Origin of the sequence: Nonomuraea sp. NPDC047529, assembly GCF_040642995.1 — a bacterium.
Taxonomy (GTDB): domain Bacteria; phylum Actinomycetota; class Actinomycetes; order Streptosporangiales; family Streptosporangiaceae; genus Nonomuraea.
The window spans coordinates 22,077-48,128 of the sequence record NZ_JBEYTJ010000061.1 but is presented as its reverse complement, the minus strand read 5'-3'; the positions used below and the strand labels follow the sequence as shown (position 1 = coordinate 48,128).

Sequence of the window (26,052 nt, the reverse complement as noted above, 5' to 3'; positions counted from 1 at the left end):
GCCGGCCGGGCGCGGGTGCACGCCGGAGATGCGTGCCTGGGTCGCTGATGAGGACGGGGTCTTCATGGCTTCTCGTCTCTGTTGTCGCGCTCATGCGAAGCGCTCGTCCGGTGATTCGGGGATGGGCGATCGGGATGGGCGATCGGGATGGGTATGGGCCATCGATCAGGTCGCGTACCAGGAGGCCCAGGTGCGTTTGCGGGCCTTGAGTCAAGCGGCGTCGAGGGCGACGATGATGGTGCTGCGGAAGTGGTCGGCCTCTGCCGGATCCTCCCGCTTGAGCAGGCTCATCGAGGCCGTCAAGGCCGGCAGCACTCTGGTCGGCGAAGTCGGCCACGGTCTTGCCCCACTTCACGCCCTTGGGCGCCTTGGCCAGCACGTGCCCGCCCAGGCCGGTGGCGGAGGTCAGGGCGATGGAGCCGTCGGTGCCGACCCGGTGGGCCGAGCCGGCGGCATGCGGTCCCTGCCGATGCCCGGAGGGCTGGACGGCTCAGGTCGGATCGCCCGAGCGGATCTCCCCGGGCCTCAGTCGCTGAACCGTTCATGACGTCCACCTTCGCCGACCGCACTGACACCGGGCCGTCGTCGTGCTGACATGGGCGCTGACACGAGCTGTGCGTCGCCGGGACTCGCCTGTGTTGTGCTGGATGCACGCCCTTGGAGGCCGCGCACCTGTCGTGCCGGAGTACACGGGAACGCGACTTGACCTTGACCCTAAGGTCAAGGGTGACGCTGGTGGCATGACGAACTCGAACGCTGCCCACCTGGGCTGGAAGGGCCTGTTGCCGGTGGAGGACACCGCACTGGCCGTGACCGCGGCGGAGTTCGGCGTTCTCTCGGCGCAGCCGCTTCAGTTCGGCCGCCTCATCGGTGGTGCGGCCGGGTCGGCCGCCCTCGTCGATCTGCGCCTGGCGGACCCAGGTACACAGTGTCTCCACTCGGTCGGGTAATCCGGTCGCACCTCGGCGACCATCCGCACCGCTCGGCGGGGTGGGGGGACTTACCTGGCATGGACTCCATCAAGCTCAGGGCACACCAAAGTCTTCACAGAATTCAGGGGATTCAAGCCGGTGGGTGACGAGGCCGCAGACTCCGCCATCACAGGAAGGAAGAAGGCCTGTCCGCGCAGGCACATGGCGGAGCATCCGGATGTTGGAACACGTGCTGAGCACAGCGACAGGCATCTGTTCCTAGTACCGGCGTGTTTCTGGGCACGGTATTCGCGGTGTGGTGCCCCGCCTGGCGTGCTCAATAGGGCGTCCGCTGTGCTCGGCGCGTGCTCATACGCCCCGTCACACGCTGTCAGCACCCGGCACTGCCTGACACGCGAAGTACGCTGAGGTGGGACGAAGCGTCATCTAACGTCAGTGTCCGACACTAAAAGATCTCGCTTCTAATCCGACGGTCGCAGGTTCGAATCCTGCAGGGCGCGCTTTGATCATGGCCTGACCTGCGATAACGCGGCGTCGGATGCGTTCTAGAATTTTCGTCTAGCGGTTGCGTGCTCCGTGCGTGCTCGGTCGCACCAACCCTGCACACCATGATCATCCGCCATCCCGGGCCGGCTCAGCAAGAACAGCGGCCCCGCCTCGCCGCGAGCAGGCGGCGCATGCGGGGCCGGATGCTTAATCCGACTGTCAGCTCCTCAGCGAGACGACTCTCCCGGTTTCGGCCTGGTCTTCCTTGCCGAACAGCAGGGCGGCGGTCTTCTCGGCCGCCGCGGTGGCCACCTGCGGGTAGACGGAAGTGTAGGTGTCAGCGGTGAACGCGCTGGATGTGTGGCCCAACGTTTCCTGCACCACTTTCATGTCCACTCCGGCGGCCAGCATGAGCGAGGCGGCGCCATGCCGGAGGTCGTGCAGCCGGATGGGTGGCAGGCCGGCCAGGTAGGCCAGCCACAGGAACTGATCGGAGACGTGCTGGGGGTGCAGGCGGTTGCCGTCAGGCTGGGTGAACACGAACCCGGTGTCGACCCATGCCTCGCCCATGACCAGGCGTTCCTGCAGTTGCTGCTGCCGGTGGGCACGCAGCACGTGGCACGTATCGGTGTCCAGAGCGATGGTGCGGACCGAGGCGTCGGTCTTCGGTGTGCCCTCATGGACCTGCCAGGCCAGCTGCACCAGCTGCCAGTTCACCGTCAGACTGTGGCCGTCGAGGTCGACTTCTTTCCACCGTAGTCCGCATGCCTCGCCTCGGCGTAGCCCGCGCAGCGCGATCAGTTGATACAGGGCGAACAGGCGGTGGCGGCGGGCATGGTCGAGGAACACGCGGGTCTGAGCGGGCGTCCAGACCATGACAGGGGAGGGGCGGGGAGCGCTGGTGTAGGCGTCGATCGGGTTGACTCGCTGCCCGCTCCGGCGCTGCTTTTCCGCCTCCCGGTGCTGGGCGAAGTCGGCTTGCCAGGCGTGGACCCGGTCCTCGGTCCACACCAGTGGCTTGGGCCGGACGTGGGCGGGCATCTCCAGGACGGCGGCGGGGTTGAAGTCGATCAGCCGGTCCTGGCGCATGGCCATGTTGAGCGCGTGGCGGAGGGTGGCGCGGATGCGGTGCATGGTGGCGATGCTGATCGGCCGCCGGAACTTGACGCTCTCGCGTACCTGCGGGTCGGGGTCGGTGCGGCGTTCGGCGATGGTGTCGTTGAACTCCTCGATCTGCTCGAACATCAACGCGATGTCGCTGACCTTGAGCTGATCCAACCGCAGCCGCCCCAGATACGGGGTGAGGTAGAGGCGGATGTGGCTCTCATAGGAGCGGCGGGTCGTCTCCTCGATCCTCCGCTTACGGTGGAGGAACTCGGTCAGCCACTGCTCGACGATGATCTCCTGGTTCAGATGCTGCCCAGTCTTGATCTTGCGGCGGACCGTCTCCAGAGTCGGAAGCGTGCCGGTCTCGGCCAGCGCCAGCAGGTCACGCACCTGACCAAGCTCGGCTTCGGCGGCGTCTTGGGAGGCGAAGCCGCCGCGGCGCAGCGGCCCGCGCCGCTTACCGTCCGCGGTGGGCGGGAGTTCGATCCGGTAGTTCCAGATGCCGTGCCGGTAGCTCCACCCACCGCCGGGGCCGCGCAGCTTGGGGCATTTCTGCCCGAACGCCTTGCCGTCATCGTCGCGGCACGAGCAGCGTTTGAACGTACGTCCCTCAGCCATCGTGTGTCCTGTCTCCTTCTCTTCGGGCGCTGTTCGATCGAGCCGACGCTGCGGCGAGCTGGGTGCGGTCGGGCGGCGTTCGGCACGGTGCCGCTACCTGACCGCACTGATCGCAGGGCGGATCCAGGTAGGTGTCCCGTATCGAGCGCTGACCCCGGGGCGGCCCTGTTGGTCACGGTCGGCGCTAGCCGGATGGGGTAGCGGCACACCCTCGGTCGCGGCCGTGTCGGGTAGCGCGGGGCGTGTCGCGGCCATCCGGTCCGGCACGATGCGGTGGGCATGATCACGCGAGCACGCCCGTGAGGATCGCCCCACCGCGTTCAGGACCGTGTCGGACAGGGCGAATCGACGCCCACCTGGGTGGCAAGGGTCAAGCCGAATCCGACGGCTACCGCCCGCCCGGGACGCTGCCGGTCTCCGCCTTGCCGCGCGGCCATCTGGCCGCATATCGCCTCTGGCGGGCGTCTGGGAGCAGACTGCTCTGATGTGCAGGCACGCCGTCATCCGCACGGGAGAGGGGCAGCCGTCTACCCGGAACCAGCTTCGAAAGGCCGTGCGGCCGACGGGCAGCACGCCTCAGTTCCCCCGAACTTCTCCCACATGTCGATCGAGACCACCGACGGAGTTCCTCGCATCCGTGTGCGCTTGACAGCCACGCTGGCTCAGGACGGCTTCGTCGACGAGAAGATCGCTTACGTGCTGGAGGCGGATGAGCAGGGCGAGCCGACCCGCCGCTCGGACATGTCGCGGTACGACCGCGGGAACATGGCGAGGTGTGCCGTCCTTGGCGACATTGGCCAGGCGGGTCAGGTCGCGAGCCAGCAGTTCCTGGCTGGTCGGCCGGTTCAGTCTCGTTCGGATGCACGGTTGCTCCTCCGTCGTCGGTCAGCGGATCGTTGTGACGAACCCAGGACGGACCCGCTGTCGCGTTCTCGACACCCGCGCGGCGGTCCGGCTTCCCGACGAACGGGCAGCTTAGGCTACGTACTGCCGCCGGACATCACAGACAGGCCATGACCGAAATGTCCAGCACAGCCATCCCATCGCCGGAGCCGGAGCCGGAGCCGGAGCCGACCCGGCGTGCCGTCATCAAGGCCGGCGCGGCCATCGCCGCCCTCCCCGCGGCCCCGTCGCGCACCCGCCCGGATCAGGCCGGGAAGCCGGTCAAGGGACCTGGCCGGGTCCCGCTCACGGTCAACGGCGTGACCTATGAACGGCTCCTCGAACCACGGGTGAGCCTGCTGGACGCGTTGCGCGAGAGCATCGGGCTCACCGGCACCAAGAAGGGCTGCGACCGCGGCGAGTGCGGGGCCTGCACGGTGCTGGTGGACGGGCGGCGGATCAAGTCCTGCCTGACGCTGGCCATCATGCAGCAGGGCCGGGACATCACCACGGTGGAGGGCCTGGCACGCGGTGAGGAGCTGCATCCGGTCCAGCGGGCCTTCATCGACCAGGACGGCCTGCAGTGCGGCTTCTGCACCCCCGGCCAGATCATGTCGGCCGTCGCCTGCATCGCCGAGGGGCATGCAGGCGACGATGCCGAGGTCCGGGAGTGGATGAGCGGCAACCTGTGCCGTTGCAGCTGTTACCCGAACATCGTGGCCGCGGTCCGGCAGGCCGCCGGAGAGCTGTCCTGATGGACGACTTCGCCTACAGCCGCCCCGGCCGCGCCGAGACCGCGCTCCGCCTGGCCGCGCGGCCGGGGACGCGGTTCATCGCCGGCGGCACCGACGTGCTCAACCTGATGCGGGACGGTGTCGAGCGTGCCGACCACTTGGTCGACATCAACGCGCTGCCCTTGGACGGCGTGCGGGAGACCCCGGCGGGGATCGAGCTGGGCGCGCTGAGCCGGATGAGCGACGTGGCCGCGCACCCGGCCGTCCGCCGACGGCTGCCGGTGCTGGCCCAGGCGCTGCTCGGCGGGGCCTCGCCGCAGGTGCGCAACATGGCCTCGCTCGGCGGGAACCTGCTGCAACGTACCCGGTGCTGGTACTTCCGCGACGCGTCCATGCCGTGCAACAAGCGATCCCCGGGCAGCGGCTGCCCGGCGATCGAGGGCCGCAACCGGTGGCACGCCATCCTCGGCGGCAGCGAACACTGCATCGCGGTGCACCCGTCGGATCTGGCCGTGGCGCTGACCGCGCTGGAGGCCACGGTGCACACGCTGCACGCCGAAGGCCCGCGCCGGGTCCCGATGGCGGGGTTCTACCTGCCGCCGGGCGACACCCCGGACCGGGAGACCGTCCTGCGTCCCGGCGAGCTGATCACCCGGATCGATGTGCCCGGCACGCCGCCGGCCGCCGGCTCGCGGTATCTGAAGGTACGGGACCGGGCCGCTTTCGGGTTCGCCGTCGTCTCGGTCGCGGCCCTGGTCCGGCTGGCCGCCGACGGCGAGGTGGCGCAGGCGAGTCTGGCCTTCGGCGGCGTCGCGCCCCTGCCCTGGCGTTCGCCCGCCGCCGAACAGGCGCTGATCGGGCGCCCGCTGGGCCCGGCCTCGATCCGCGCCGCCGGGCTGGCCCTGGTGCGCGAGGCGAGGCCGCGCGCGGACAACGCGTTCAAGGTCGAGCTGGTCCAGCGGGCCCTGGCGGAGGTGCTGGAGCAGTTCGCGCGGGGAGCGGGATGAACGCCGTCGGGCGCCCGGTCGCGCGGGGGGCGGGATGAACGCCGTCGGCCGGCCGGTCGCGAGAGTGGACGGTGTCGCCAAGGTCACCGGCGCGGCCCGGTACGCCGCAGACGTCCAGGTTCCCGGCGTGACGCACGCCGTCCTGGTCGGCTCGACGATCGCCCGCGGCCGCGTCACCGCGATCGAGGTCTCCGAGGCGGCCGCCGCCACCGGGGTGCTCGGCGTCTTCACCCACGAGAACCTGGGCCGGCTGCCCCGGCCTCGCCCGCAGGATTTCCTGCCGTTGCAGGACGACCTGATCCGGTACGCCGGCCAGCCCGTCGCGGCCGTGGTGGCGCGGACCCTGGAGCAGGCCCGGCACGCGGCCGGGCTGGTGGCGGTGAGCTACCGGGCCGACACCCCGCGGACGGTGCTCGCCGACGGTCTCGACGCCGCGTACCTGCCGCCCCAGGGACCTGACGGGGGCGACAACGTGTACGTGCGCGGGGACGTCGAGGCCGCGCTCACATCCGCGCCCGTCACGGTCGAGGCGACGTACACCACCCCGATGCAGCACCACAACCCGATGGAGCTGCCGGCGACCGTCGCCGCCTGGGACGGCGACCGGCTCACGGTTCACGAGTCCACCCAGAACATCGCCGGTACCCAGGAAGGGCTGATGACGGTGTTCCGGCTGCCCCGCGAGAAGGTACGCGTCATCTCCCCGTACGTGGGCGGCGGGTTCGGCGCCAAGGGCACGTCCGCGGTGCCGCGCATCGCCCTGGCCGCGGCGCTCGCCCGGCACGTCGGACACCCGGTCAGGCTGGTGCTGACCAGGGCCGAGTCCTACACCAGCAACGGCCACCGCGCCGCGTCCCACCAGGTGGTGCGCGTCGGCGCCACCCGCGACGGGCGGCTGACCGCGATCGACCACACCCTCACCCAGCAGGTGGCCGGCACCGAGGGCCGGTTCGTCACCAGCGCCCGGATCACCCGGATCCTGTACGCCTGCCCGAACGTGCGCACCACCCAGCGGGCCGTCGCCCTGGACCTGGCCAACGCCGTCTACATCCGGGCGCCGGACACCGTCACCAGCCACGCCCTGGAGTCGGCCCTGGACGAGCTGAGCTACGCGCTCGGCCTGGACCCGGTCACGCTCAGGATCCGCAACTGGTCGGCGACCAACCAGCAGAGCGGCGTCCGGCACGGCAGCAACCACCTGCGCACCTGCTACGAGCGGGGCGCCGAGCGCTTCGGCTGGTGGCGCCGCGCCGCGCGTCCCGGCTCCATGCGTGACGGCGACTGGCTGCTCGGCTGGGGCATGGCCACCGTGGCCCACACCGCGGGCGGCCGGGAGATGGCGGGAGCCGAAGTGATCATCGGCGTGGACGGCGCGGCACGGATCCGCTCCGGCACCCACGACATCGGCACCGGCACCTCCACGGTGATGCGGCAGCTCGGCGCCGACGTGCTGGGCCTGCCGATGGCCGAGGTCCGCTTCGACCTCGGCGACTCCGCCTACCCCCAGGCGCCGGCCTCGTCGGCGTCGGCGACCGTGCCCTGTACCGGCGCGGGCGTCGTCCGCGCCGCGACCGCCGCCCGCGACCAGGTGATCGCCCTGGCCGTGGCGGACGAGAGCAGCCCGCTGCACGGCCTGCCGCCCGCCCGCGTCCGCGCCGCCGACGGACATCTGTTCGATCTCGACCGCCCCGCGCGCCGCACCAGCTTCCGGGACGTGCTGCGCCGCCACGGCCGGCCTCTCCGCGTGACCAGCCCGGCGGGCGAGCGGATGGTCCAGGCGGTCTCGACCGGCGCGGTGTTCACCGAGGTCGCCGTCCACCGGCTGCTGGGCCAGGTCCGGGTGCGCCGCGTCGTCGGCGTCTATGACCCCGGCCGGGTACTCAACGAGCGCACCGCGCGCAGCCAGGCCGTCGGCGGCGTGATCTGGGGCATCGGCGTCGCCCTGTCCGAGCACACCCTGACCGACCCTCACCTGGGCCGTATCCTCACCCCGAACCTGTCCGGCTACCTGGTGCCCGTGGCCGCCGACGTGCCCGACCTGGACCTCACGTTCATCGACCGGCCCGACCCGGCCAGCCCGGCGCTCGGCGCCCGCGGCTTCGGCGAGGCTCCCACGACCGGCCTGAGCGCCGCGATCGGCAACGCCGTCCACCACGCCATCGGCCACCGCGTCCGCGACCTGCCGATCACCCAGGACAAGGTTCTCGCCGCCCTTGCCTGACTCCTCGGCGCGGGGTGCGTCACCAGGCCGAATGCCGCGGACCGGGCACGAACGGCCATGCCGGACTCCACCGGCCGCCCTTTGGCCAAAGTCAGCCCCACCCGCCGCGCTTGAGGAATAGCCTGGCGCCGGGATCCGCCGGTCGGGCCGTAGGGGGCGATCGCGCAGGCGCGTGATCCATGCGTGGCCCGGCCAGGTGTTCTCCCGACAGGGCGGCTGCCTGCCGCGGCACGGCAGCCCCGGCCCGGGTGATCGTGGCCGGCGAGCGTTGCAGGGGGCAACGATGGGGTTGTGGGGGAAGATCGCGAAGACGGGCCGGGTGGCCGAGCCCGCGCCCGCCCGTGAGGAGGGTGACCCGCCCGCGAAGGCGGCGGAACTCGCCGGATCGGTGCAGATCAGACATGTGGACGCGGGGTCGTGCAACGGCTGCGAGGTGGAGATCGCCTCGGCGTTCGGCCCGGTGTACGACGCCGAACGGTACGGCGCGCGGCTGGTGGCCTCGCCGCGGCACGCCGATGCGCTGCTGGTGACCGGACCGGTGACCCGCAACATGGAGGTGGCGCTGCGCCGCACCCATGACGCCGTCCCCGAGCCCCGCCTGGTGATCGCGCTGGGCGACTGCGCGCGCGACTGCGGGGTGTTCGCCGGAGCCTACGGGGTGGCCGGGGCGGTGGCCGACGTGCTGCCGGTGGACGTGGAGGTGCCGGGGTGCCCGCCGGAGCCCGCGGCGATCGTGGCGGCGTTGCGCGGGCTGACGGGCCGATGAACCCGGTCGGCACACTGTACGTGGCGGCGCTGTCCGGCTGCGCGCTGGCCGCGGTGACCGCCCTGCTGGCACCGCCCCGGGCGCGGCGGCACCTGGCGGGCTGGTGCACGGCGGCCGCGGGCGCCGCCGCCGCGGCGGCGGGCACGACGGCGATCACAACCGCGATCACAGAGGCAGGCACGACGGCGGTGGGCGGGGCCGGTCGGAGCTGGTCGGCCTGGCTGCCGGACCTGCTGCCGCTGGCCGGGGTACGGCTGGCGGTCGACCCCCTGAGCGGGGTGTTCATCGCGGTCACCGGGTTCGTGGCGGTGTGCGCGGCGATCTACGGGATCGCCTACTGCGCCCACGGCCTGGACGGACGCGTGTTCCAGTCGGTGCTGCCGCTGTTCGTGGCGGCCATGCTGCTGGTGCCCGCCGCGGCAAGTGTGAGCACGTTCCTGCTGGCCTGGGAGCTGATGGCGGTGTCGTCGCTGCCGCTGGTGCTGGCCGAGTACCGGCGGGGGGCGGCCGTGGGCCGGGCCGGGCTCTGGTACGCGGTCATGACCCACCTCGGCCTGGTGACGATCCTCGTCGGCCTGGTCGCGTTCGCCGCCGGGGCCGGCGGGGAGAGCTTCGAGCAGTTGCGCGAGGCCACGCTGTCGCCGGCCGCCAGGACGGTCGTGTTCCTGGCGACGCTGGCCGGGTTCGCCTCCAAGGCGGGCATCGTGCCGCTGCACGTGTGGCTGCCGCGGGCGCACCCGGAGGCGCCGAGTCACGTCTCGGCCCTGATGAGCGCGGCCATGGTGAACATGGGCGCGTACGGCGTCGTCCGGGTCGGGCTGGATCTGCTGCACGGCGGCCCCGCCTGGTGGTGGCTGCTGGTGCTGGGAGCGGGCGCGGCGTCGGCGCTGTTCGGGATCCTTCAGGCGGCGGTCGCCTCCGACCTGAAGCGGCTGCTGGGCTACTCCACGACGGAGAACCTGGGCCTGGTGCTGGTCGGGGTGGGCGCGGCGGGCTTCTTCGCGGCCTGCGACGCTCCCGTGCCGGCGGCGCTGGCGCTGGCCGCGGCTCTGCTCCACGTGGTCAACCACGCCGCGTTCAAGACGGTGTTGTTCCTGTCGGCGGGCTCGGTGCTGCACGCGACCGGCACCCGGGATCTGGACGCGCTCGGCGGGCTGCGCGCGCGGCTGCCGTACACCACCGTCGTGTTCGCGCTCGGCGCGTTGTGCGCTTCGGCGCTGCCGCCCGGCAACGCCTTCGTCAGCGAGTGGCTGCTGCTGCAGAGCCTCATCCACGCGCAGCCCGCCGCCGGGGTGGCGGGCGCGGTGACGATGCCGCTGGCCGTGGGGGCGATCGCGCTGTCGGCGGGTCTCGCCATCGCCACCTTCGTCAAGGCGTTCGGCGTGGGCTTCCTGGGCCGGCCGCGCAGCGCGGAGGCCGAACGTGCCGGAGAGAGCCCGCCGGCCATGCTGGCCGCGACGACGCTCGCGGCGGCGTGCTGCGTGGCCCTGGCGCTGGCTCCCACGCTGGTCCTGCCCGCGCTCGTCCGGGCGGTCGGAGTGGCGTTCCCTGGACGGGACGTGGCCGGCGGGCAGGTGACGCTGCGGCTGACCGGGGTCACGGGGATGATCTCGCCGCTGCTGATCGCCGTCGCCCTGGTGGCCGCCGTCGTGGCCGTCCTCTGCCTGGTACGGGTGGGCGCGACGCGGCGGGCACGGCGCGCCGCCCGGCTCTGGGACTGCGGCGCCGGGCCCATGTCGGCGCGGATGGAGTACACCGCCACGTCGTTCGCCGAGCCGCTGCAGCGGGTCTTCGGCGACGTCCTGGAGCCGGAGAGCGACGTGGACGTCACCCCGATGAAGGAGTCGGCCTACCTGGTGGAACGCGTGAGCTTCCACGCGCGGATCCCTGACCGGATCGAACACCGGCTGTACGAGCCGTTGATCTCCGCCGTGACGGCCGCCGGGCGTGGCGCCCGTGGCCTGGCCACCGGCAGCGTCCACCGCTATCTCGGCTACGGGTTCTGGGCGCTGACCGCGGCGCTGATCGTTCTGGTGGTGCTGCGATGACGGGCGTGATCGGAGCGGCGCTCCAGGTGATCCTGGTCGCGGTCGGCTCGCCGCTGCTGGTGGGGGTGATGCGGCAGGTCCACGCCCGGCTGGAGGGACGCGCCGGCGCCGGGATCGCCCAGCCGTGGCGGGACCTGCGCAAGCTGATGCGCAAGGAGCCCATCGCGCCACGCGGCACCGGCTGGGTGTTCCGCGCGGCGCCGCCGCTGCTGGCCGGCACGGCGCTGGTCGTGGCCGCGGTGGTGCCGCTGGTGACCACGGACTCACCGCTGGACGGCGTCGCGGACCTGTTCGCGGTGCCCGCGCTGCTGGCGCTGGGGTCGGTGGCGCTGGCCCTGGGCGCCCTGGACACCGGGACGGCGTTCGGCGGGATGGGCGCCAGCCGGGAGATGACCGTGCTGGCGCTGGTGGAGCCGACGATCCTGGTCTCGACCTTCGCCCTGTCGATCGGCGTCCGCTCCACGAGCCTGGGGGCGATCGTGACGGCGGCGGCCGGGCATCCGCTGTCGGTGCTCTCCCCGGTGAGCGTGCTCGCCTCGGTCGCGCTGGCGATCGTCACGCTCGCCGAGACCGGCCGGATCCCCGTGGACAATCCCTCCACGCACCTGGAGCTGACGATGATCCACGAGGCGACGGTGCTGGAGTACGCCGGGCCCGACCTGGCGCTGATCGAGTGGGCGTCGGCGATGCGGCTGTCGGTGCTGCTGGGACTGCTGGCCGGCCTGTTCGTCCCCCTGGGGATCGCGGGCGCGGGGGCGGGGGTGCTCGCGCTGCCGCTGGCGATGGTCGCGCTCGTCGTCAAGGTGGGGCTGCTGGGGGTGCTGCTCGCCGCCGGCGAGGTGTTCATGGCCAAGCTCCGGCTGTTCCGCGTTCCGGAACTGCTGGCCGGTTCGTTCCTGCTGGCGCTGCTGGCCGTCACCGCTACCTTCTTCCTGACCTGAGACATGGACGTGAACATGACCGATGCGACGTACGTCCAGCTCCTGGACCTGGCCTGCGGGGCGTTCCTGCTCACGGGCGTGCTGGTGCTGTGGCGGCACGAGCTGTCGCCGATCGTGCGGCTGTTCGCCCTGCAAGGCGTGGCGCTGACCGTGCTGATCGTCGTCCTCGGCGTCCGGCAGGGGAGCCTCGAACTGGTCCTGATCGGTCTCGGGGTGGGTGCGTTGCGCGCCGCGCTGCTGCCGTACCTGATGCGCCGCGCACTGGTGGCGAGCGGCGCGGGCCGCGAGACACAGCCGCTGGTCAACGTGGCGACCTCACTGCTGGTGGCGGCGGCGCTGGCGATGCTGGCCTACGCGGTCTCCCAGCCTCTGGTACGGCTGTCGCCCACCCCCGCCGCGCACGCGGTGCCGATCGCGCTGACCGTGCTGCTGATCGGGTTCTTCGTGCTGGTGACCCGGCGGCGGGCGCTGTCACAGCTGGTGGGCTTCCTGCTGATGGACAACGCCATCACCGCCGCCGCCTTCCTGACCACCAGCGGCGTCCCGCTCGTCGTCGAGCTCGGGATCTCGCTGGACGTCCTGCTGGCCGTGCTGGTGCTGCAGGTGCTGACCACCCGGATGCGGGCCGCCTTCGGCGGCACCGACCTGGACGAGCTACGGGAGTTGCACGACTGATGGACAGCCTGCTGGTGATCGCCCCGGTCGCGGTGCCCGCGGCCGCCGCGCTCGCGTACGCCCTGATCGGCTGGAACCGGGTCACCGCCTGGCTGGGCGCGTCGGCCGCGGCCGGGCTGCTGGCCTGCGCCGTCGCGCTGGCCGCGGCGGGGAGGCGGGAGGCGCTGGCGGGGCTGCTGCACAGCGACGCGCTGAGCGCCTTCATGCTGATCGTCATCGGCACGGTCGCGCTGCTGGCCATGCTGGCCGGCCCCGCCTACCTGGCGGCCGAGCTCGCCTCCGGGCAGACCGGCCCGCGCGAGATGCGCCGCTACGGCGTGCTGACCCAGTCGTTCGTCGCCGCGATGGCGCTGGCCGTCCTGGCCTCCAGCCTGGGCCTGCTCTGGGTGGCCATCGAGGCGACCACCATCCTGACCGCCTTCCTGGTCGGGCACCGGCGCACCCGTCAGGCCACCGAGGCCGCGTGGAAGTACATGGTCATCTGCTCGGTCGGCATCGCGCTGGCGCTGCTGGGCCTGGTCCTGACCCACGACGCCGGCGACCACGCCGGAGTGGCCTCCCTGGACTGGACGGCGCTGTCCGAACACGCGGGCCGGCTCGACCCCGGCGTGATGCGCATCGCGGTCATGCTGCTCGTGCTCGGCTTCGGCACCAAGGCCGGGCTGGCGCCCATGAACGCCTGGCTGCCCGACGCCTACAGCCAGGCCCCGGCCCCGGTGTGCGCGCTGATGTCCGGGGGGCTGCTGTCGGTGGCCTTCTACGCCGTCCTGCGCGTCAAGGTCATCGCCGACGCGGCGCTCGGCACCGGCTTCACCCGTACGCTGCTGGTCATCGTGGCGCTGGCCTCCCTGGCCGGGGCCGCGCTGCTGCTCATCGGTCAGCGCGACTACAAGCGGCTGCTGGCCTACTCCAGCATCGAGCACATGGGGCTGATCGCCCTCGGCGCCGCGATCGGCAACACCCTCGCCCTGGTCGCCGTCCTGCTGCACATCCTCGGGCACGGGCTGGGCAAGTCGGTGGTGTTCCTGTCCGCGGGACAGCTCCACCAGGCGCTCGGCAGCACCCGGATCCGTGCCGTACGCGGCCTCATCTCCAGGGCGCCGATGCCGGCCGGGGCGTTCTCCCTGGGGCTGCTGGCCCTGCTCGGCCTCCCGCCGTTCAGCCTGTTCGCCAGCGAGCTGGGCATTGCGCGGGCGGGCTTCGCCGCCGGCCTGGGCTGGCCCGTCGCGGCGGCCCTGGCGCTGATGCTCGTCATCGTCGCCGCCGTCGGACGCCAGGTCCGGCCGATGCTCGTGGGCGGCGGACCCGGCGAGGCCGTCGCGCTGCCGCCCACCCTGGCCGTCCCTCTGGTGGCGGGCCTGGCCGCCTGCGCCGTCCTGGGCATCACGCTCGGGCCGCTGCGCCCCCTGCTGCAAGCCGCCGCCACGATCGCCGGAGCAACACCATGAGCACACGAACCATCGCCGACGTCGGCACCGCCGAACTGCCCGGCCACGCCGCCCGCCTGCTGGCCGGCGGCCACCGGCTGGCGCTGGTCTCCGCGCGCCAGGAGGCGGACGGGTTCGGGGTGGCGTACCTGTTCGTCGCCGGCGACCCCGATCGCCGTACCGAGCTGCGGCTGCGGCTCCCCTCCGAGCAGCCGGCCGTGCCGAGCCTGGCCCACCTGTCCTTCCCCGCGGGCCGGTTCGAACGCGAGATCCGCGACCTGTACGGCATCACCCCGCTCGACCACCCGCTCCCTCGCCGCCTGGTGCGCCACCACCATTGGCCGCGCGGCTGGTACCCGATGCGCGACGACGCCGGGCCGCCGCCCGCCTTCGGCGACTCCGAGGGGCCGTACCCGTTCGTCACCGTCGAGGGCCAGGGCGTGTACGAGATCCCCGTCGGCCCCGTCCACGCCGGTCTCATCGAACCGGGGCACTTCCGCTTCTCCGTGGTCGGCGAGACGATCATCAAGCTCAAGGCCAGACTCTGGTTCGTCCACAAGGGCATCGAAAAGCTCTTCGAGGGCCGCCACCCCGCCGACGGGCTGCAACTGGCCGAACGCGTCAGCGGCGACACCTCCGTCGGCCACGCGCTCGCCTACTGCCTGGCCGTGGAAGAGGCCACCGGAGCTCCGGCCGACGCGCGGGCGCAGCAGGCCCGAGCCGTGCTGCTGGAGCTGGAACGCCTCTACAACCACGTCACCGACCTGGGCGCGCTCTGCAACGACGTCGCCTTCCCCATCCTGCACGCCCACGCCGGTCGCATCCGCGAACAACTCCTGCGCCTCAACGCCGAGGTCACCGGGCACCGGCTGCTGCGCGGCGCCGTCCGCCTCGGCGGCGCCCGCCTGCGGGGCTTCCCCGACCCCGACATGCTGCACGCCATCGGCGCCGACGTGGCCGAACTCACCGAGCTCGCCCTCGGCCACAGCGTCGTCGCCGACCGCTTCACCGGCACCGCCATCCTGTCGGCCGAGGCCGCCCGCGACCTCGGCACGCTGGGCTACGTGGCCCGCGCCAGCGGCCTGGACCTCGACGCCCGCCGCCGGCACCCCTTCACCGACCTCGGCGACTTCACCCCCGCCCACCGGACCGGCGGGGACGTGATGGCCCGCTTCCAGATCCGGGCCGAGGAGATCGCCACGTCCATCGCCCTGATCACGCATCTGGTCGAGACGCCCGCGGCCCCGGATGCGTCACCGTCCCTCGAAGGGTGCTCCTCGGGCGTGGGGCTCGTCGAAGGCTGGCGTGGCACGATCGCCCATCGCGTCGAGCTCGCGCCCGATCAGACGATCAGCCGCCTGAAGATCGTGGACCCGTCCTTCTTCAACTGGCCCGCGCTCCCGGTGGCGCTCGACAGCGCGATCGTCCCCGACTTCCCTCTGGTCAACAAGAGCTTCAACCTGTCGTACGCCGGCAACGACCTCTGACGTCAGGCGGCGCCCGCCGCGAACCCGGTGACCAGCTCCGGCCGCAGCCGTGCCACCACGTCGATCCGCTCGCCGGGCCACGCCTGGAGCCTGGCCAGGGCCTGCTCCAGCTCCTGCGGGTCCGCCACCAGCCCGGCCCGCCCGGTCAGCACGACGCTCCACCCCGTCCGGGCGGCGGCGTCCAGCTCGTCGGCCTCGTACACGACGCCGGAGACCCGCTGCAGCAGCGCGGCGATCTCCGCCTCGTACGGCAGCCCGATCAGCAGGCCGTCACCGTCCATGACATGAGCCACGAACCGGAGGGCCGGCATCGCCCGGCTGATGAACACGATCCTGCCGAAGGTGACGTTCCCCAAGAGCCGCAGCGCCTCATCTCGGGACAGTTCCCTGCTCGTCGGCGCGGACCGCGTGACCTGCTGTTGCACCGCTCCACGATCGCGCACCGGCACCGCCGCCGGTAGGGACGAAAGTCCCTAGCGGGGGCGCGCTCCGTCCGCGGGGTGGGCGAGCAGGCGCAGTCCGACGGCGGCCAGGTCGCGGCTGTCGATCGGGAGCTGTTCGATCTGCTGGATAGAGGTGAACAGCCGGGTGTCGGCGTCGTCGTTCAGCCGGTCGGTGAGGTACCGGTGCAGGTAGGGGGCGCGTACGAGCTCGCGGATCTCGAAGGCCGCGCGGATCGCCTCCAGCGTGGTGTCGCCCGAGTGCAGGTGGTGCTCGTCGCGGTGCCGGCCCACCCATTCCGCGTGGGGGTCTGCCACGGCGGCGCCCTGCTCCGAGAGCACGGCGCCGATGTCGTAGAACCACGACGCGGTGGCGCGATCTGCGCGTTCCCAGGCGAATTCGTCGACGATCAGGACTCCGCCCGGCGCCAGCAGCGCTCGTGCCCGTTCGACCGCTTCCGCCAGCTGGGCGGTGTGGTGCAGCGACAGGGAGAACGCAGTACTCCGGCACCCTGGGAAAGGTGGCGAACTGCCAGGTGGGGGTGAGTGTTCATGCAGTCACCGACACCGCGTCCAGTCCACTCGATTGGCGGCTGTTCGTGCCCACGTCATGGGATGACCAGGCCTGTGATGCCGCCACCGGTCCTGAGGTGGCCGCGCGACGGGACCGGTGCGGAATCCCCGGACAGGAGCGGCATCGTCCCAAGTGGATGATGGCGGTGGAGATGCTCGATGCGCTGATCGAGCAAGGGTGCAGGTCTAAGGCGACGCCCTCGCGCACGCTCCAGACGTGGTCGCAGTGCCCCGGGTCCGGTCCGGCCGAGGCCGGCCTCCCACTCGGACCGGCCTGCGTTACCCCGACACCGCCGTCAGCTTGGCCGAACACGTCCGGGCAGCCGGTCGCGACGTCGCGGTCACGCTCACCTGGCGCGAAGGCTCCAAAGGAGCCATGAGCTCGCAGTTCGTCCTCCTGCGGGTGCGGCCGGCCGGGCACCGCATCGCTCGCGCCGGCGACGGCACTCTGCCTGAGCGGTGGCTGATCGCGCAGTGGCCCGATGGCGAGGGCGAGCTGGTCAAGTACGGGTTGTCCAGCCTGCCTGCCGATACCGAACCGGCTGACTTGATCCGGTACGGCAAGATCCGCCGGCGGATCGAGCACGACTGCCGCGAGCTGAAGACCGGCCTGGGGCTGGACCATTTCGAAGGCCGGTCCTGGACCGGTCGGCATCGCCACGTCACTCTTGTCGCCGCCGCGCACGTGTTCATCACCATGCTGCGACTCGACCCGAAAGCGGCTGCGCCGGTCTGACCCTCTACAAGGTCATCCGCGAGTTACGACTGCTGCTCGCGACCTGGACCGGCGCATGCCCTACCTGCCATCGAAGGCTGAAACCGTCACGCCGCAGCACGCATAAGCAGACCTAACAAAGCACTACTAGCTTCATGACTGTGAAGGGGCTGGCGCGCGCACGCCTGGCAGGACGGCGCGCATCAGGCCCGGGCCAAGACCCTTCGTCAGCTGGTGGGCCGTGCCGGTAGCGCTCATAGAAGCCCTTGGCGGATTCGTACTGGCCGGTGGTGTACCAGGTCAGGGTCGGGTGGCGAGTCTCCAGCTCGCGCAGGGCACGAGTGCCAAGCCCGCAGAACCGCCAATCCGACGAGAAGTCGATCTTTCTCGGCAGGCCGATGCCGCAGGGCTCGCAGATCGCGCAGTGGACCTCCCCGAGCGTTGGGTGGTCGTCCCCCGCGGCGATCGCAAACCCGTACCAGGTTGGTGTGCAGCCGCAGGTAGCGGTCGTTGGCGTGGCCGAGACGGCGTTCGAGTTCGGCACGGTTGTGGCCGGAGGTCTGGGAGAGCTGGAAGGCGAAGGTCGGCTGGGTGCCTGCCCTGCGCGACCCAGCCGAGCCAACTTGGCCGAGGGGGCGCTCATTGCCGCAGGCGAGCCGCCTTGTCGTTGAGGTAGCGCTGCTGAGGCGGGTTGGGGGTGCGCCGCGCCGCCTCCCGGTACTGTTCGCACGCCGCTTCCGGCTCCCCGGCCAGTTCCAACAGATGAGCCCGTACGGCAGGCACCCGATGGTCCCTGCTCATCCGCGGGTCGCCCGCTACTGCTTCGACGAGCGGGAGCGCCACCTGCGGCCCGTGCACCATCGCCGCCGCTACCGCGTGGTTGAGCGCCATCACTGGGTTGTCGCCGTGGCGCAGCAGCAGCTCGTACAGCCTGAGGATCTGCGGCCAGTCGGTCTGCTCGGCGCTCGGCGCCTCGCCGTGGACGGCGGCGATGGCCGCCTGAAGCTGGTAGGGGCCGGGGACGCCGCGAGGCAGTGCCGCGGTGACGAGGGCGACGCCCTCGGCGATCGCCTCCGTGCGCCAGAGGCTGCGATCTTGCTCGGCCATGGGGATGAGTCGGCCGTCTGTGCCCGTGCGTGCCGGACGGCGGGCGTCGGTGAGCAGCATGAGCGCCAGCAGCCCGGTCACTTCGCCGTCGTCGGGGATCATGCGGTGCAGGAACCTGGTCAACCGGATGGCCTCGGACGCGAGCTCGACCCGTTGAAGATGCGGCCCTGCCGTACTGACGTATCCTTCGTTGAAGATCAGGTACAGCGCGTGCAGCACGGCCGCCAGCCGGTCAGCCCGTTCGGGGCCGGACGGCATCGCGAACGGCAGACCGCTGTCACGGATCCGGAGTTTGGCGCGGCTGATTCGGCGCGTCATGGTCTGCTCGGAGACCAGGAAGGCGCGGGCGATCTCCGCGGTGCTCAGCCCGCCGACCGCGCGCAGGGTGAGCGCGACCTGCGCCTCCCCGGACAAGGCAGGGTGGCAGCACAGGAAGAGCAGGATCAGGGTGTCGTCGGTTTCGGCGTGCGCTTGGTCGGCGGCAGGGGACCGCTGTTGCTCGGGCAGCACCCATCCGGCCACAGTGTCCTCGCGGCGTCGCCTGGCCTGCTCGTTGCGCAGCAGGTCCGTCATCCGCCGTGAGGCGACTCTGATCAGCCAGGCCGCCGGGTTGTCAGGGACGCCGTGGTCCGGCCATTGCGCGGCGGCGGCGATAAGGGCTTCCTGCACGGCGTCCTCGGCGGTGGCGAAGTTGCCGTACCGGCGGACCAGCGCACCGAGTACCCGCGGCACCAGCTCACGCAGTAGGTTCTCCACACCCTATCCCTCCAGGTCGTGGGGCGTCTCCACGAGGGGCCGCACATCGGCGTAGGCGTTGGCGGCAAGCCCCGGCGGGGCCGGGCACTCTCCCAGCCGCGCAGCGATCTCGGTCGCACGATCGAAGCTCGCGCACTCCACGACCCAGTAGCCCGCCAGCACCTCCTGCGTCTCCGCATAGGGGCCGTCGGTGACGTACGGCACGCCGTCACGGCCGCCGACCCGGCGGGTGTGGACCGGGGCCGCCAGCGCCCTGGTCTCCACCAGTTCGCCCGAGTCAGCCAAGGACTGGTTGAAGTCCGCCATCCAGGCGTACATGGCGGCGAAGTCGTCCGGCTTCAGGCCGAGTTCCGCGCTGTTGCCGCTCATGGCGTCGTAGTGCTGCTGGGAGGCGTAGCTGAGGATGATGTACTTCATCGTGATCTCCTTGTCGGTGGATGCCTTCATGGGAGACGTCGAAGCTGTAGTCGGCACGCGGACAGCACATCGGCCGTGATGAAGGCGAAAATCTCCCTGTCCAGTCAGACTCTTCCGCCGGCACAGGCATCGGTCTCTTGTCGCATGATGCCGTCTCTCCTGCGGATGAGCACTACAGCGATGGCAGCGAACTGGATGAACTGGACCGCCGAGCCGAGCACCAGGCGCCAGCTGCGGCTGTTCAGATCGGGCCAGGCCGAGAGCCGACGAACAAGACCGGAGCCGCGAGACACGCCCACCCGCGCTTCCGGAAGCTGGAAGAGCTTGCGAGCTCAGCACCGGGTGGGAACCTGCGCCGGGATCGGTAGTGAACCCCCCGGCCATGATCTGCCCGACGCTGATCCCGGTGATCAGCTGGTTCTACGAGCGTGAGTAGGCCCCGCTCACGCGTCGAATTCGCCCCCACCATCGGCGCATCGCGTATCCGGTTGGTGACGTTCCGGTGACTTTGGCCCCACCTCAGCCGTTGCAGTGAGAGGCGTCCGTGTTCAGCTCGCGCGCCCGCTGGGGAACGACGACCCGGGCAGTGCCGCAGGCTGACGCCGGGAATCTACGGGGGAAAGCGCTGACGCCCTGTCGGCGCCCCCGGAGTAGGTTGCCCTCGGTGGCCGACGCGCTGGCCCGCTTCCGAGCGCACGTTGTCGATCAAGACCGACAAATCCGGATTTCATCTCCAAGTGACCTGCAAGACGATGATCTTAACGTGCTGCGACATGGGAAGACGGCTGATGATCTGCGTCCTGCTGATGACCCTCACCGGATGCGGGACCACTAACGAAGGTCAGGTGACCATGGGTGACATTGAACCCGGCGTGCTGAAGGGGCGCGTGGTCGATGCGGCAGGCAGCCCCATCGAGGGTGCCGAGGTCGTCGCCGACAACCAGTTGCTCTACAACAGCAACGCGGTCATAAGAACGGACAGAGACGGCTTCTACCGGCTCGACACGGACGTCAGGGCGACGTCCCACGCGACGGCAAGCGTGACCAAGCAGTACAACGGCCAGGACTACACCCTCAGCCTGGCACCCGACGACGACGCCACCTTCGCCGGCCCGACCGGCGCGATCAGGAACTTCACCTGGAAACTCTCGGGCAAAGCCCGATGATCTCGGTTTCTACGGTGGCAAGGTGCTCTTCGACTTCGACATCACCGATTTCCTCGACACGTTCCCGGAGGAGGAGAAGGTACAACTCACTCTCACTCCGGAGGGCCCCTTGATCGACGGTTCCGAAGGCTCTCCGATCGTCGGGATGGCGACGCGAAACGGAGACGGCTCAGGCCTTGGGGACGTCCCCATCGGCCGTTATCGAATCACGGCCGAGTACGAGGGCCGCCCACTCGCCGTGAAGCTCCGCAAGGGCGGTGACTACGCGAAGGGCGTCGTCGCCGACTTCGCCCCCATCATGACCGGCATCTACTTCATCGAGCTGAAACTCGCGCCCCCGCGCGCGTGACAGCCGACCCGTGCGTCGACCAGCTCATGGACGAGCTCGCCACCACCGCCGACATCATCGACGAAGCGGGCAGCCTCGCCCTCTCCACCCACATCTGCGGCCACGCCATCACCGCGGCGTAGTGCTCGGGGGTCAGGGCGGCGACGGGATGTGCCGGGCCTGCCACGGCGGTCAGCCGGGCGAGTGTCTCGGCGTGGCCGACGCGGGTGGTGACCGTGGTGAGGGAGTCGAGGAAGCGCTCGACCGCGACCATCGTCGTCATGACGGTCGTCGAGCCGATGGCCGAGTCGGGGACGGAGTCGGGCTGGCCGGGGAAGGTCACGACGGACACGGGCGGCCTCCTGACAGGCGATGTGACACGTGATGGTGCCGAGTCACCCTCACGGCGAAGCCGCCGCCGAGGACGGGTCCTGCGGTGAGCGACAGCGACCAGGAGCAGGACGAGGCCGAGCGTGCGCAGCAGTCGTCTGCGCCGTGGCGAAGCCACGGAGGCGTCCGGTAGGAGGGCTGGGGGAGGGGGTGCACGGGTTCCGGAACGGGTGCCGCCGGAACGCCGGGCGTCGTGGTCCGGGTGGAGGCAAGGGCCGCGCCCACCGCGGCAACGGCGTCTTCCACGCCAAGTCGGTGTTCACGAAGGACGGCCCATTCGAATCGATGGTGGCGGACCCGGACGGGGAGTGGCACAAGGACGAACGCCGGGCCTGGTTCAGGCCGCCGCCATGGGCCGAGTCGCAGTTCCCCGACGCGGCGACCGAAGCGACGGCCGCGGGCTCCGCCACACCCGCCGGGGAGGAGCCGGCGTTCTGATCGGCGATTGGATGTGTCCTACACGTCCGGCTGGCGCGAAGAGGCGCGGTGGGAGAACCGGTCCGAGTACGAAGACTGATGGACGCCGAAGGGCAGAAGCTGCAACAGATCGTTCGCCAGGGCAACACCAGTTCGATCCGGTACCGGCGGGCAATGATCGTGCTGGCTTCGGCCGGGGGAACACCGTCGCGGTGATCGCGCGCGTGGTGGCCGCCGATGAGGACACCGTCCGCGCGCAGGCTCTGCCCCTGGCCGCGCAGGAGCAGAGCCATGTCGCAGCGTGGCCTCGGGTCAGTCCGTGAAGACCAGCTTGGAGTACTGGTATTGGGTCTTGCCATTCTCGTCGCCGTTATGGACCCGGCCCGTCATGACCTGGTCGGAGGGCGCCATCGAGGTGTGGCTGCTCTCCTTGTACTGGTCGCTCCAGATCGGGCCGGTCACCTTCACCTGGCGGTTCTGCCAGTACAGCGCGGCGGTGCGGTACCTCGTGGGGCCGTTCTCGTCCTTCTCGTGCCATCTGCCGACCAGCACATGGTCGGCCGGGGCGACGATAAAGCCCTCGCTCTCCTTGCGAGGCTGCGTCCAGTCACCGGAGTGCACGTAGACCTTCTGCCCGTTGATGTAGATCGTTCCGCAGTAGTACGTGGTCGGGGCGTTCTCATCGCCGTAGTGCCTGCGGCCGGTGAGCACCTGGTTCACCGGGCAGATGAACTGGGAGTTCGTCTCGGACGGCATCGTCTTGGTGTAACCGGCCCGGACCTCGATCGTGTAATCGGCGGCCGCTGCGGGAGAACTCATGGTCACGACCGCCAGCGCGGCGACGGCCAGCGCGGCGGACACGGTCGTGCGGTGATTCGTCATCGTCTTTCCTGCTTTCTTGTGCCAGTACGTCTGTGGGTTCAGCCCACGAAGGTCACCGTCGAGTACTGGTACTGGGTCTTGCCGTTCTCGTCCCCGAGGTGCAGGCGGCCGGTCATGACCTGGTTGTGTCCAGCGGTCCAGGAGTGGTTGCTCTCCTTGTAGATGCCGCTCCAGGTCTTGCTGATCAACTGCACCTGCCGGCCCTGCCAGAACAGCGTCGCGGGGCGGTACCGCGTCATGCCGTTCTCGTCACCGGTGTGCATCCGCCCGGCGATCGCGGTGCTCCCCAGCGCGGGTTCGTAGAAGGAGTCCTTCTCCTTCTTCTCCGTACTCCAGTCGAGCAGCGACACCATGACCTGCTCACCGTTGATGAAGATGAAGCTGCAGTAATACGTGGTGTCGGCGTTCTCATCGCCGTAGTGGCTGCGACCGGTGAGCACCTGGTTCGTCGGGCAGGTGAAATTCGACCGCCACTCCTTCACCGTCTCGACGTGAGCGCGCTGAACGCTGATCGTCACCGCCGAGGCCGACGCCGCCGAGACGGGCGCCATCGCCACGATCGCCAGCGCGGCTACCGCCGTCGCGACGGGCATGGCCTTACGAAGCATTCCCATTACTTGCTGGATCCCCCTGTGTTGCCGCGAATGGATCTCATCCGCCCCACAGTTCTAGAAGATCACGCTTGATAACGCCTTGGACTTAACTTGGACGGGTGAGGGTCAGCCCCTCTTACCAGAGCGCTCCTGTTCGATCCACTCCCGCAGAGCGGCAATGCGTTGGTCGTCCATCAGTCTTCGTACTCGGACCGGTTCTCCCACCGCGCCAGCCGGACGTGTAGGACACATCCAACCGACGCCACCGTTCATCGTGTCTTGGGACGCACCCGAGCATCACGCGAGACGCGGTCCCGCGTGGTGAGAAGCGAACGGTGGTCTCACTCACCGGCTGCGGCGGTGCTTCACGTGATCCGAACTTCCTGGCCAATGCGGACCGCCCGCGGGACGGGGGGAGAGCAGCGGTCGGGCCAGGGCGATCAGGGATGTTCGGAGGACAGGGCCAGGAGCGCGGCAGCCAGGGCTCGCCCGCGAGCTGAAGCGTGCCGCGGGTCGCCGAGCCGGATGCGGGTGTCGTGGTGGTGCAGCACGATGGCGCCGTCCGGCTCCCGGGTGACGGTCTCGATGGCACCTACGGGTGGCATCGGAGCGCGGCAGAGGTGCCGGTGCCTGGCCAGGCTGTGGCGCAGGCGGCAAATCCTCCCTGCGCTGTCGGCCAGCAGGCAGGACGTCGCAGGGGGCGGCCTACCGTGTGTACGTCTTCGCCTCGTTCAGGGGATGAGGTCGAGTTCCTGTACCGCTTCATAATCATCGCATCGGGCTTGAGGTGGGGGTTCTCCGAAGCGGCTAGGTGGCTCGGCTGTAATCGTTGATCAGCCCGTCGAGCACCTTCCGGCGTTCGATCCGGCCTTCCAGCGGCATCACGGTCCGCTCGTCGTGATCAGGTGGCCGCTGCCGACGGGACTGGTGTGGTCGATGGCCGTTGTAGTGATCGGTGTACTCGGTGAGCACCGACCGCAGGTGCCGTTTGTTGTAGGTCAGCATGCGGTCGGTGCACTCGGCCCGTACGGTGCGGCCCCATCGTTCGGCGTAGCGGTTGGCCCGCGGTGTGCGCGGCGGAATCTTCACTACCGTCACGCCCGCGCCGGCGAAGACCGCGTCGAAGACACCGGTGAACTTGGTGTCTCGGTCGCGGATGAGCAAGCGAAACGAGCCGATCCGTGTCCCCAGGTCCATCAACAGGTTGCGGGCCTGCTGGGCCGTCCAGGCGCCGGTCGGGTTGGCGGTCACGCCGAGGATGTGCACACGCCGGGTGGTGACTTCTATGACAAACAGCACGTACAGGCGCTTCAAGGAAATCGTGTCGATAGGGAAGAAGTCGACGGCCGGCAGGCCTTGCGCCTGGGCGCGTAGGAAGGTCCTCCACGAGGTGTCGGTGCTTCGTGGAGGCGGGCCGCCCCTCCGGCTCTGCAGGATCCGGCGTACGGTTGCCTCACTGACCTGGTAGCCGAGCAGGACCAGTTCACCGTGCACCTGGCGGTATCCCCAGGACCCGTTCTCCTGCGCCAGGCGCACCACCAGCTCCTGGATCTCCTTGCTCGTCCGGGGCGGCCGGACCGGTGCGGATACGTCCATCGGCGCTGGACCAGGCGACGGTGCCAGGCCGGCAGGGTGCCCGGTGTCACCAGTTCCGGCTGCCCCGCGCTGCTGGCGCTCCTGGTCGGCCTCGAAGCCGACGTCGGCGTAGGGGTCGGGTCTGTCGGCCCTACCGCAGCGGGACGATCGCACCCAGCGCCTTGACCAGGGCGGGAGGCAGCGGAATGGCGGCTGAGCCGCCGGCTCCCACCGTGACGTAGACGACGCAGCCGGTACACGTCGGTCTCCCGTCCCGCCGGAAGGCGAAGTCCAAGGTGAAGCTCTTGCCTCCGATGCGTGAGGTGCTGATCAGCACCTCAGGTCGTTCAGCATCGCCGATGCCCTCCTTCCAGTCGAGTTCGGCGTGCACGACACGTACGTCGAATCCCATGTCGGGCCACTGGCCGTACGGCAGGCCACGATGGACGAAGAAGCCGGTCACCGCCTCGTCGACATAGGCCAGGTACCACATGTTGAACATGACGCCCTGACCGTCGATCTCGTAGAAGCGGGGCGTGAACGCCTGGGCGAAGACGCCGTCGAAGTCGGCCGAGAACTCTGTCTCGTCCATGGCAGAGCCTTTCTCAGGGGCGGTGAGCGGCCTGGCGCCAGGCCGGCGGAAAACAACCGGCAAATGGGAGGCCGGCCACCGTTGACGCTCTGATGTACTTCATACAATATATTGTCTATGCATCTGGAGCACTCAGTCACGTCAGCGCGGGACGCGGCGTATGCGTACCTCCGCAGCGGGCTCGTGGAGGGGCGCCTCCGCCCCGGGGAAATCCTTGACGACGCCACGATCGCCCAGGAGATCTCCATCAGCAGGACTCCGGTCCGAGAGGCGCTCATCCAGCTGGAGCGCGAAGGCATGGTGACCGCCGCGCCGCGTCGCAGGCCCAAGGTCGCCGAGGCCCAGCCGGACGACCTGGTGTCGATCATCGCGCCGCTCGGCACGCTGCAGGCGCTGGCCGCTCAGCTCGCCGCGCCGCACGCGACCGACGATGACGTGGCCGCCATGCGCGGCCACAACGACGAGCTGCTGCAGGCGATCGAGGACGGGGACATCGTCCGGGCGCGCCTGGCGGACATGGCCTTTCATCGGGTGCTGGTGAGCAGGGCGGACAACCGGTTCCTCACCTCCTGCATCGACTCGCTGGAGATGCACACCAGCCGCGTCATGTCGCTGTATTTCCGCAACCGCGGACCTGATGGACAGTCCGCCCACGAGCATGCCGAGATCATCCAGGCCGTTCTCGACCGTGACTCGACCGCAGCGGCCAGCGCTACGAGCAGCAACTATCTGCGGGGGCTTCGCCTCGGCGGACAGGAGGCATGATGGTT

Annotated in this window: 28 protein-coding genes and 1 pseudogene; 18 read left to right on the top strand and 11 right to left on the bottom strand. The window is 70.4% G+C overall.

Annotation, left to right across the window (positions count from 1 at the left end; translation table 11 throughout):
* Positions 1–740 precede the first annotated feature (740 nt).
* Complete coding sequence (locus ABZ815_RS49190; protein WP_357709403.1) at positions 741–950, top strand: hypothetical protein; 210 nt, start codon at positions 741–743, stop codon at positions 948–950.
* Between the two features lie 687 nt (positions 951–1,637).
* Here ABZ815_RS49190 and ABZ815_RS49185 read toward each other — a convergent pair.
* Positions 1,638–3,143, bottom strand: coding sequence for a tyrosine-type recombinase/integrase (locus tag ABZ815_RS49185; RefSeq protein WP_357709397.1), 1,506 nt, complete (start codon positions 3,141–3,143; stop codon positions 1,638–1,640).
* Positions 3,144–3,743: 600 nt separating this feature from the next.
* On the opposite strand from ABZ815_RS49185, the gene ABZ815_RS49180 reads away from it, so the two are divergent.
* From ABZ815_RS49180 to ABZ815_RS49135, 10 genes are all read left to right on the top strand, one after another.
* On the top strand, positions 3,744–4,160 hold the full coding sequence (locus tag ABZ815_RS49180; protein WP_357709394.1) for a hypothetical protein: 417 nt from the start codon (positions 3,744–3,746) through the stop codon (positions 4,158–4,160).
* Between the two features lie 5 nt (positions 4,161–4,165).
* The gene (locus tag ABZ815_RS49175) at positions 4,166–4,780 is read left to right on the top strand and encodes a (2Fe-2S)-binding protein (RefSeq protein ID WP_357709391.1); all 615 of its coding nucleotides are present in this window, start codon (positions 4,166–4,168) and stop codon (positions 4,778–4,780) included.
* Positions 4,780–5,766: a xanthine dehydrogenase family protein subunit M gene (locus ABZ815_RS49170; RefSeq protein ID WP_352351861.1), complete on the top strand. Its 987-nt coding sequence runs from the start codon at positions 4,780–4,782 to the stop codon at positions 5,764–5,766. The genes ABZ815_RS49175 and ABZ815_RS49170 overlap by 1 nt, the downstream gene beginning before the upstream one ends.
* A 34-nt stretch (positions 5,767–5,800) precedes the next feature.
* A complete protein-coding gene (locus tag ABZ815_RS49165) occupies positions 5,801–7,987 on the top strand; it encodes a xanthine dehydrogenase family protein molybdopterin-binding subunit (protein ID WP_357709388.1) in 2,187 nt (728 codons plus the stop codon).
* Positions 7,988–8,270: 283 nt separating this feature from the next.
* On the top strand, positions 8,271–8,753 hold the full coding sequence (gene nuoB, locus ABZ815_RS49160; protein ID WP_189646919.1) for an NADH-quinone oxidoreductase subunit NuoB: 483 nt from the start codon (positions 8,271–8,273) through the stop codon (positions 8,751–8,753).
* Positions 8,750–10,801, top strand: coding sequence for a proton-conducting transporter membrane subunit (locus ABZ815_RS49155; protein ID WP_357709385.1), 2,052 nt, complete (start codon positions 8,750–8,752; stop codon positions 10,799–10,801). Before nuoB ends, ABZ815_RS49155 begins: the two co-directional genes overlap by 4 nt.
* Positions 10,798–11,742, top strand: coding sequence for an NADH-quinone oxidoreductase subunit H (locus ABZ815_RS49150; protein ID WP_357709382.1), 945 nt, complete (start codon positions 10,798–10,800; stop codon positions 11,740–11,742). The genes ABZ815_RS49155 and ABZ815_RS49150 overlap by 4 nt, the downstream gene beginning before the upstream one ends.
* A 15-nt stretch (positions 11,743–11,757) precedes the next feature.
* Positions 11,758–12,417, top strand: a complete 660-nt coding sequence (locus tag ABZ815_RS49145) for a hypothetical protein (protein ID WP_357709379.1) — start codon at positions 11,758–11,760, stop codon at positions 12,415–12,417.
* Positions 12,417–13,865, top strand: coding sequence for a proton-conducting transporter membrane subunit (locus tag ABZ815_RS49140; RefSeq protein WP_357709376.1), 1,449 nt, complete (start codon positions 12,417–12,419; stop codon positions 13,863–13,865). Before ABZ815_RS49145 ends, ABZ815_RS49140 begins: the two co-directional genes overlap by 1 nt.
* Positions 13,862–15,331 carry an NADH-quinone oxidoreductase subunit C gene (locus tag ABZ815_RS49135; RefSeq protein WP_357709374.1) on the top strand — a complete coding sequence of 490 codons (1,470 nt, stop codon included), beginning with the start codon at positions 13,862–13,864 and terminating at the stop codon, positions 15,329–15,331. Before ABZ815_RS49140 ends, ABZ815_RS49135 begins: the two co-directional genes overlap by 4 nt.
* A gap of 2 nt (positions 15,332–15,333) precedes the next feature.
* Here ABZ815_RS49135 and ABZ815_RS49130 read toward each other — a convergent pair whose 3' ends face one another.
* Positions 15,334–15,756, bottom strand: a complete 423-nt coding sequence (locus ABZ815_RS49130; RefSeq protein ID WP_357709371.1) for a pyridoxamine 5'-phosphate oxidase family protein — start codon at positions 15,754–15,756, stop codon at positions 15,334–15,336.
* 48 nt (positions 15,757–15,804) lie between these two features.
* Entirely contained in the window at positions 15,805–16,089 is a 285-nt protein-coding gene (locus tag ABZ815_RS49125) for a hypothetical protein (protein WP_357709368.1), read from the bottom strand.
* Between ABZ815_RS49125 and ABZ815_RS49120 the strand changes: the two genes are divergently transcribed.
* Together ABZ815_RS49120 and ABZ815_RS49115 are read left to right on the top strand one after the other, a co-directional pair.
* Positions 16,068–16,724: a transposase gene (locus ABZ815_RS49120; protein WP_357709400.1), complete on the top strand. Its 657-nt coding sequence runs from the start codon at positions 16,068–16,070 to the stop codon at positions 16,722–16,724. The two genes, ABZ815_RS49125 and ABZ815_RS49120, sit on opposite strands and share 22 nt — an antisense overlap.
* A complete protein-coding gene (locus ABZ815_RS49115) occupies positions 16,721–17,080 on the top strand; it encodes a transposase (RefSeq protein ID WP_357709365.1) in 360 nt (119 codons plus the stop codon). Before ABZ815_RS49120 ends, ABZ815_RS49115 begins: the two co-directional genes overlap by 4 nt.
* Positions 17,081–17,698: 618 nt before the next feature.
* On the opposite strand, the gene ABZ815_RS49110 is transcribed toward ABZ815_RS49115, so the two are convergent.
* Together ABZ815_RS49110 and ABZ815_RS49105 are read right to left on the bottom strand one after the other, a co-directional pair.
* On the bottom strand, positions 17,699–18,922 hold the full coding sequence (locus ABZ815_RS49110; RefSeq protein WP_357709362.1) for a sigma-70 family RNA polymerase sigma factor: 1,224 nt from the start codon (positions 18,920–18,922) through the stop codon (positions 17,699–17,701).
* Positions 18,923–18,925: 3 nt separating this feature from the next.
* Positions 18,926–19,339, bottom strand: coding sequence for a YciI family protein (locus ABZ815_RS49105; protein WP_357709359.1), 414 nt, complete (start codon positions 19,337–19,339; stop codon positions 18,926–18,928).
* A gap of 698 nt (positions 19,340–20,037) precedes the next feature.
* Here ABZ815_RS49105 and ABZ815_RS49100 point away from each other — a divergent pair.
* Together ABZ815_RS49100 and ABZ815_RS49095 are read left to right on the top strand one after the other, a co-directional pair.
* Positions 20,038–20,505 carry a carboxypeptidase-like regulatory domain-containing protein gene (locus tag ABZ815_RS49100; RefSeq protein WP_357709356.1) on the top strand — a complete coding sequence of 156 codons (468 nt, stop codon included), beginning with the start codon at positions 20,038–20,040 and terminating at the stop codon, positions 20,503–20,505.
* 22 nt (positions 20,506–20,527) lie between these two features.
* Entirely contained in the window at positions 20,528–20,854 is a 327-nt protein-coding gene (locus ABZ815_RS49095; RefSeq protein ID WP_357709353.1) for a hypothetical protein, read from the top strand.
* Here the strand turns inward: ABZ815_RS49095 and ABZ815_RS49090 are convergent.
* Complete coding sequence (locus tag ABZ815_RS49090; protein WP_357709350.1) at positions 20,820–21,185, bottom strand: hypothetical protein; 366 nt, start codon at positions 21,183–21,185, stop codon at positions 20,820–20,822. The genes ABZ815_RS49095 and ABZ815_RS49090 overlap by 35 nt on opposite strands.
* Before the next feature lie 323 nt (positions 21,186–21,508).
* On the opposite strand from ABZ815_RS49090, the gene ABZ815_RS49085 reads away from it, so the two are divergent.
* The gene (locus ABZ815_RS49085; protein ID WP_357709347.1) at positions 21,509–21,661 is read left to right on the top strand and encodes a hypothetical protein; all 153 of its coding nucleotides are present in this window, start codon (positions 21,509–21,511) and stop codon (positions 21,659–21,661) included.
* Positions 21,662–21,709: 48 nt separating this feature from the next.
* Positions 21,710–21,894 (top strand): annotated as a pseudogene (locus tag ABZ815_RS49080) (IS630 family transposase); the annotation flags it as partial.
* A gap of 58 nt (positions 21,895–21,952) precedes the next feature.
* On the opposite strand, the gene ABZ815_RS49075 reads toward ABZ815_RS49080, so the two are convergent.
* From ABZ815_RS49075 to ABZ815_RS49055, 5 genes are all read right to left on the bottom strand, one after another.
* Complete coding sequence (locus ABZ815_RS49075) at positions 21,953–22,522, bottom strand: hypothetical protein (RefSeq protein ID WP_357709344.1); 570 nt, start codon at positions 22,520–22,522, stop codon at positions 21,953–21,955.
* A gap of 38 nt (positions 22,523–22,560) precedes the next feature.
* Positions 22,561–23,115 (bottom strand): hypothetical protein, encoded by a 555-nt coding sequence (locus ABZ815_RS49070; protein ID WP_357709341.1) that lies wholly within the window; start codon positions 23,113–23,115, stop codon positions 22,561–22,563.
* A 440-nt stretch (positions 23,116–23,555) separates the two neighbouring features.
* Entirely contained in the window at positions 23,556–23,720 is a 165-nt protein-coding gene (locus ABZ815_RS49065; RefSeq protein WP_357709338.1) for a hypothetical protein, read from the bottom strand.
* Positions 23,721–23,922: 202 nt separating this feature from the next.
* Positions 23,923–24,864 (bottom strand): integrase core domain-containing protein, encoded by a 942-nt coding sequence (locus ABZ815_RS49060; protein WP_357709335.1) that lies wholly within the window; start codon positions 24,862–24,864, stop codon positions 23,923–23,925.
* Positions 24,842–25,282: a thioesterase family protein gene (locus ABZ815_RS49055; protein ID WP_357709332.1), complete on the bottom strand. Its 441-nt coding sequence runs from the start codon at positions 25,280–25,282 to the stop codon at positions 24,842–24,844. The genes ABZ815_RS49060 and ABZ815_RS49055 overlap by 23 nt, the downstream gene beginning before the upstream one ends.
* A 117-nt stretch (positions 25,283–25,399) precedes the next feature.
* Here ABZ815_RS49055 and ABZ815_RS49050 point away from each other — a divergent pair, with 117 nt between their 5' ends.
* Positions 25,400–26,047: a GntR family transcriptional regulator gene (locus ABZ815_RS49050; protein ID WP_357709329.1), complete on the top strand. Its 648-nt coding sequence runs from the start codon at positions 25,400–25,402 to the stop codon at positions 26,045–26,047.
* Positions 26,048–26,052: the final 5 nt, after the last annotated feature.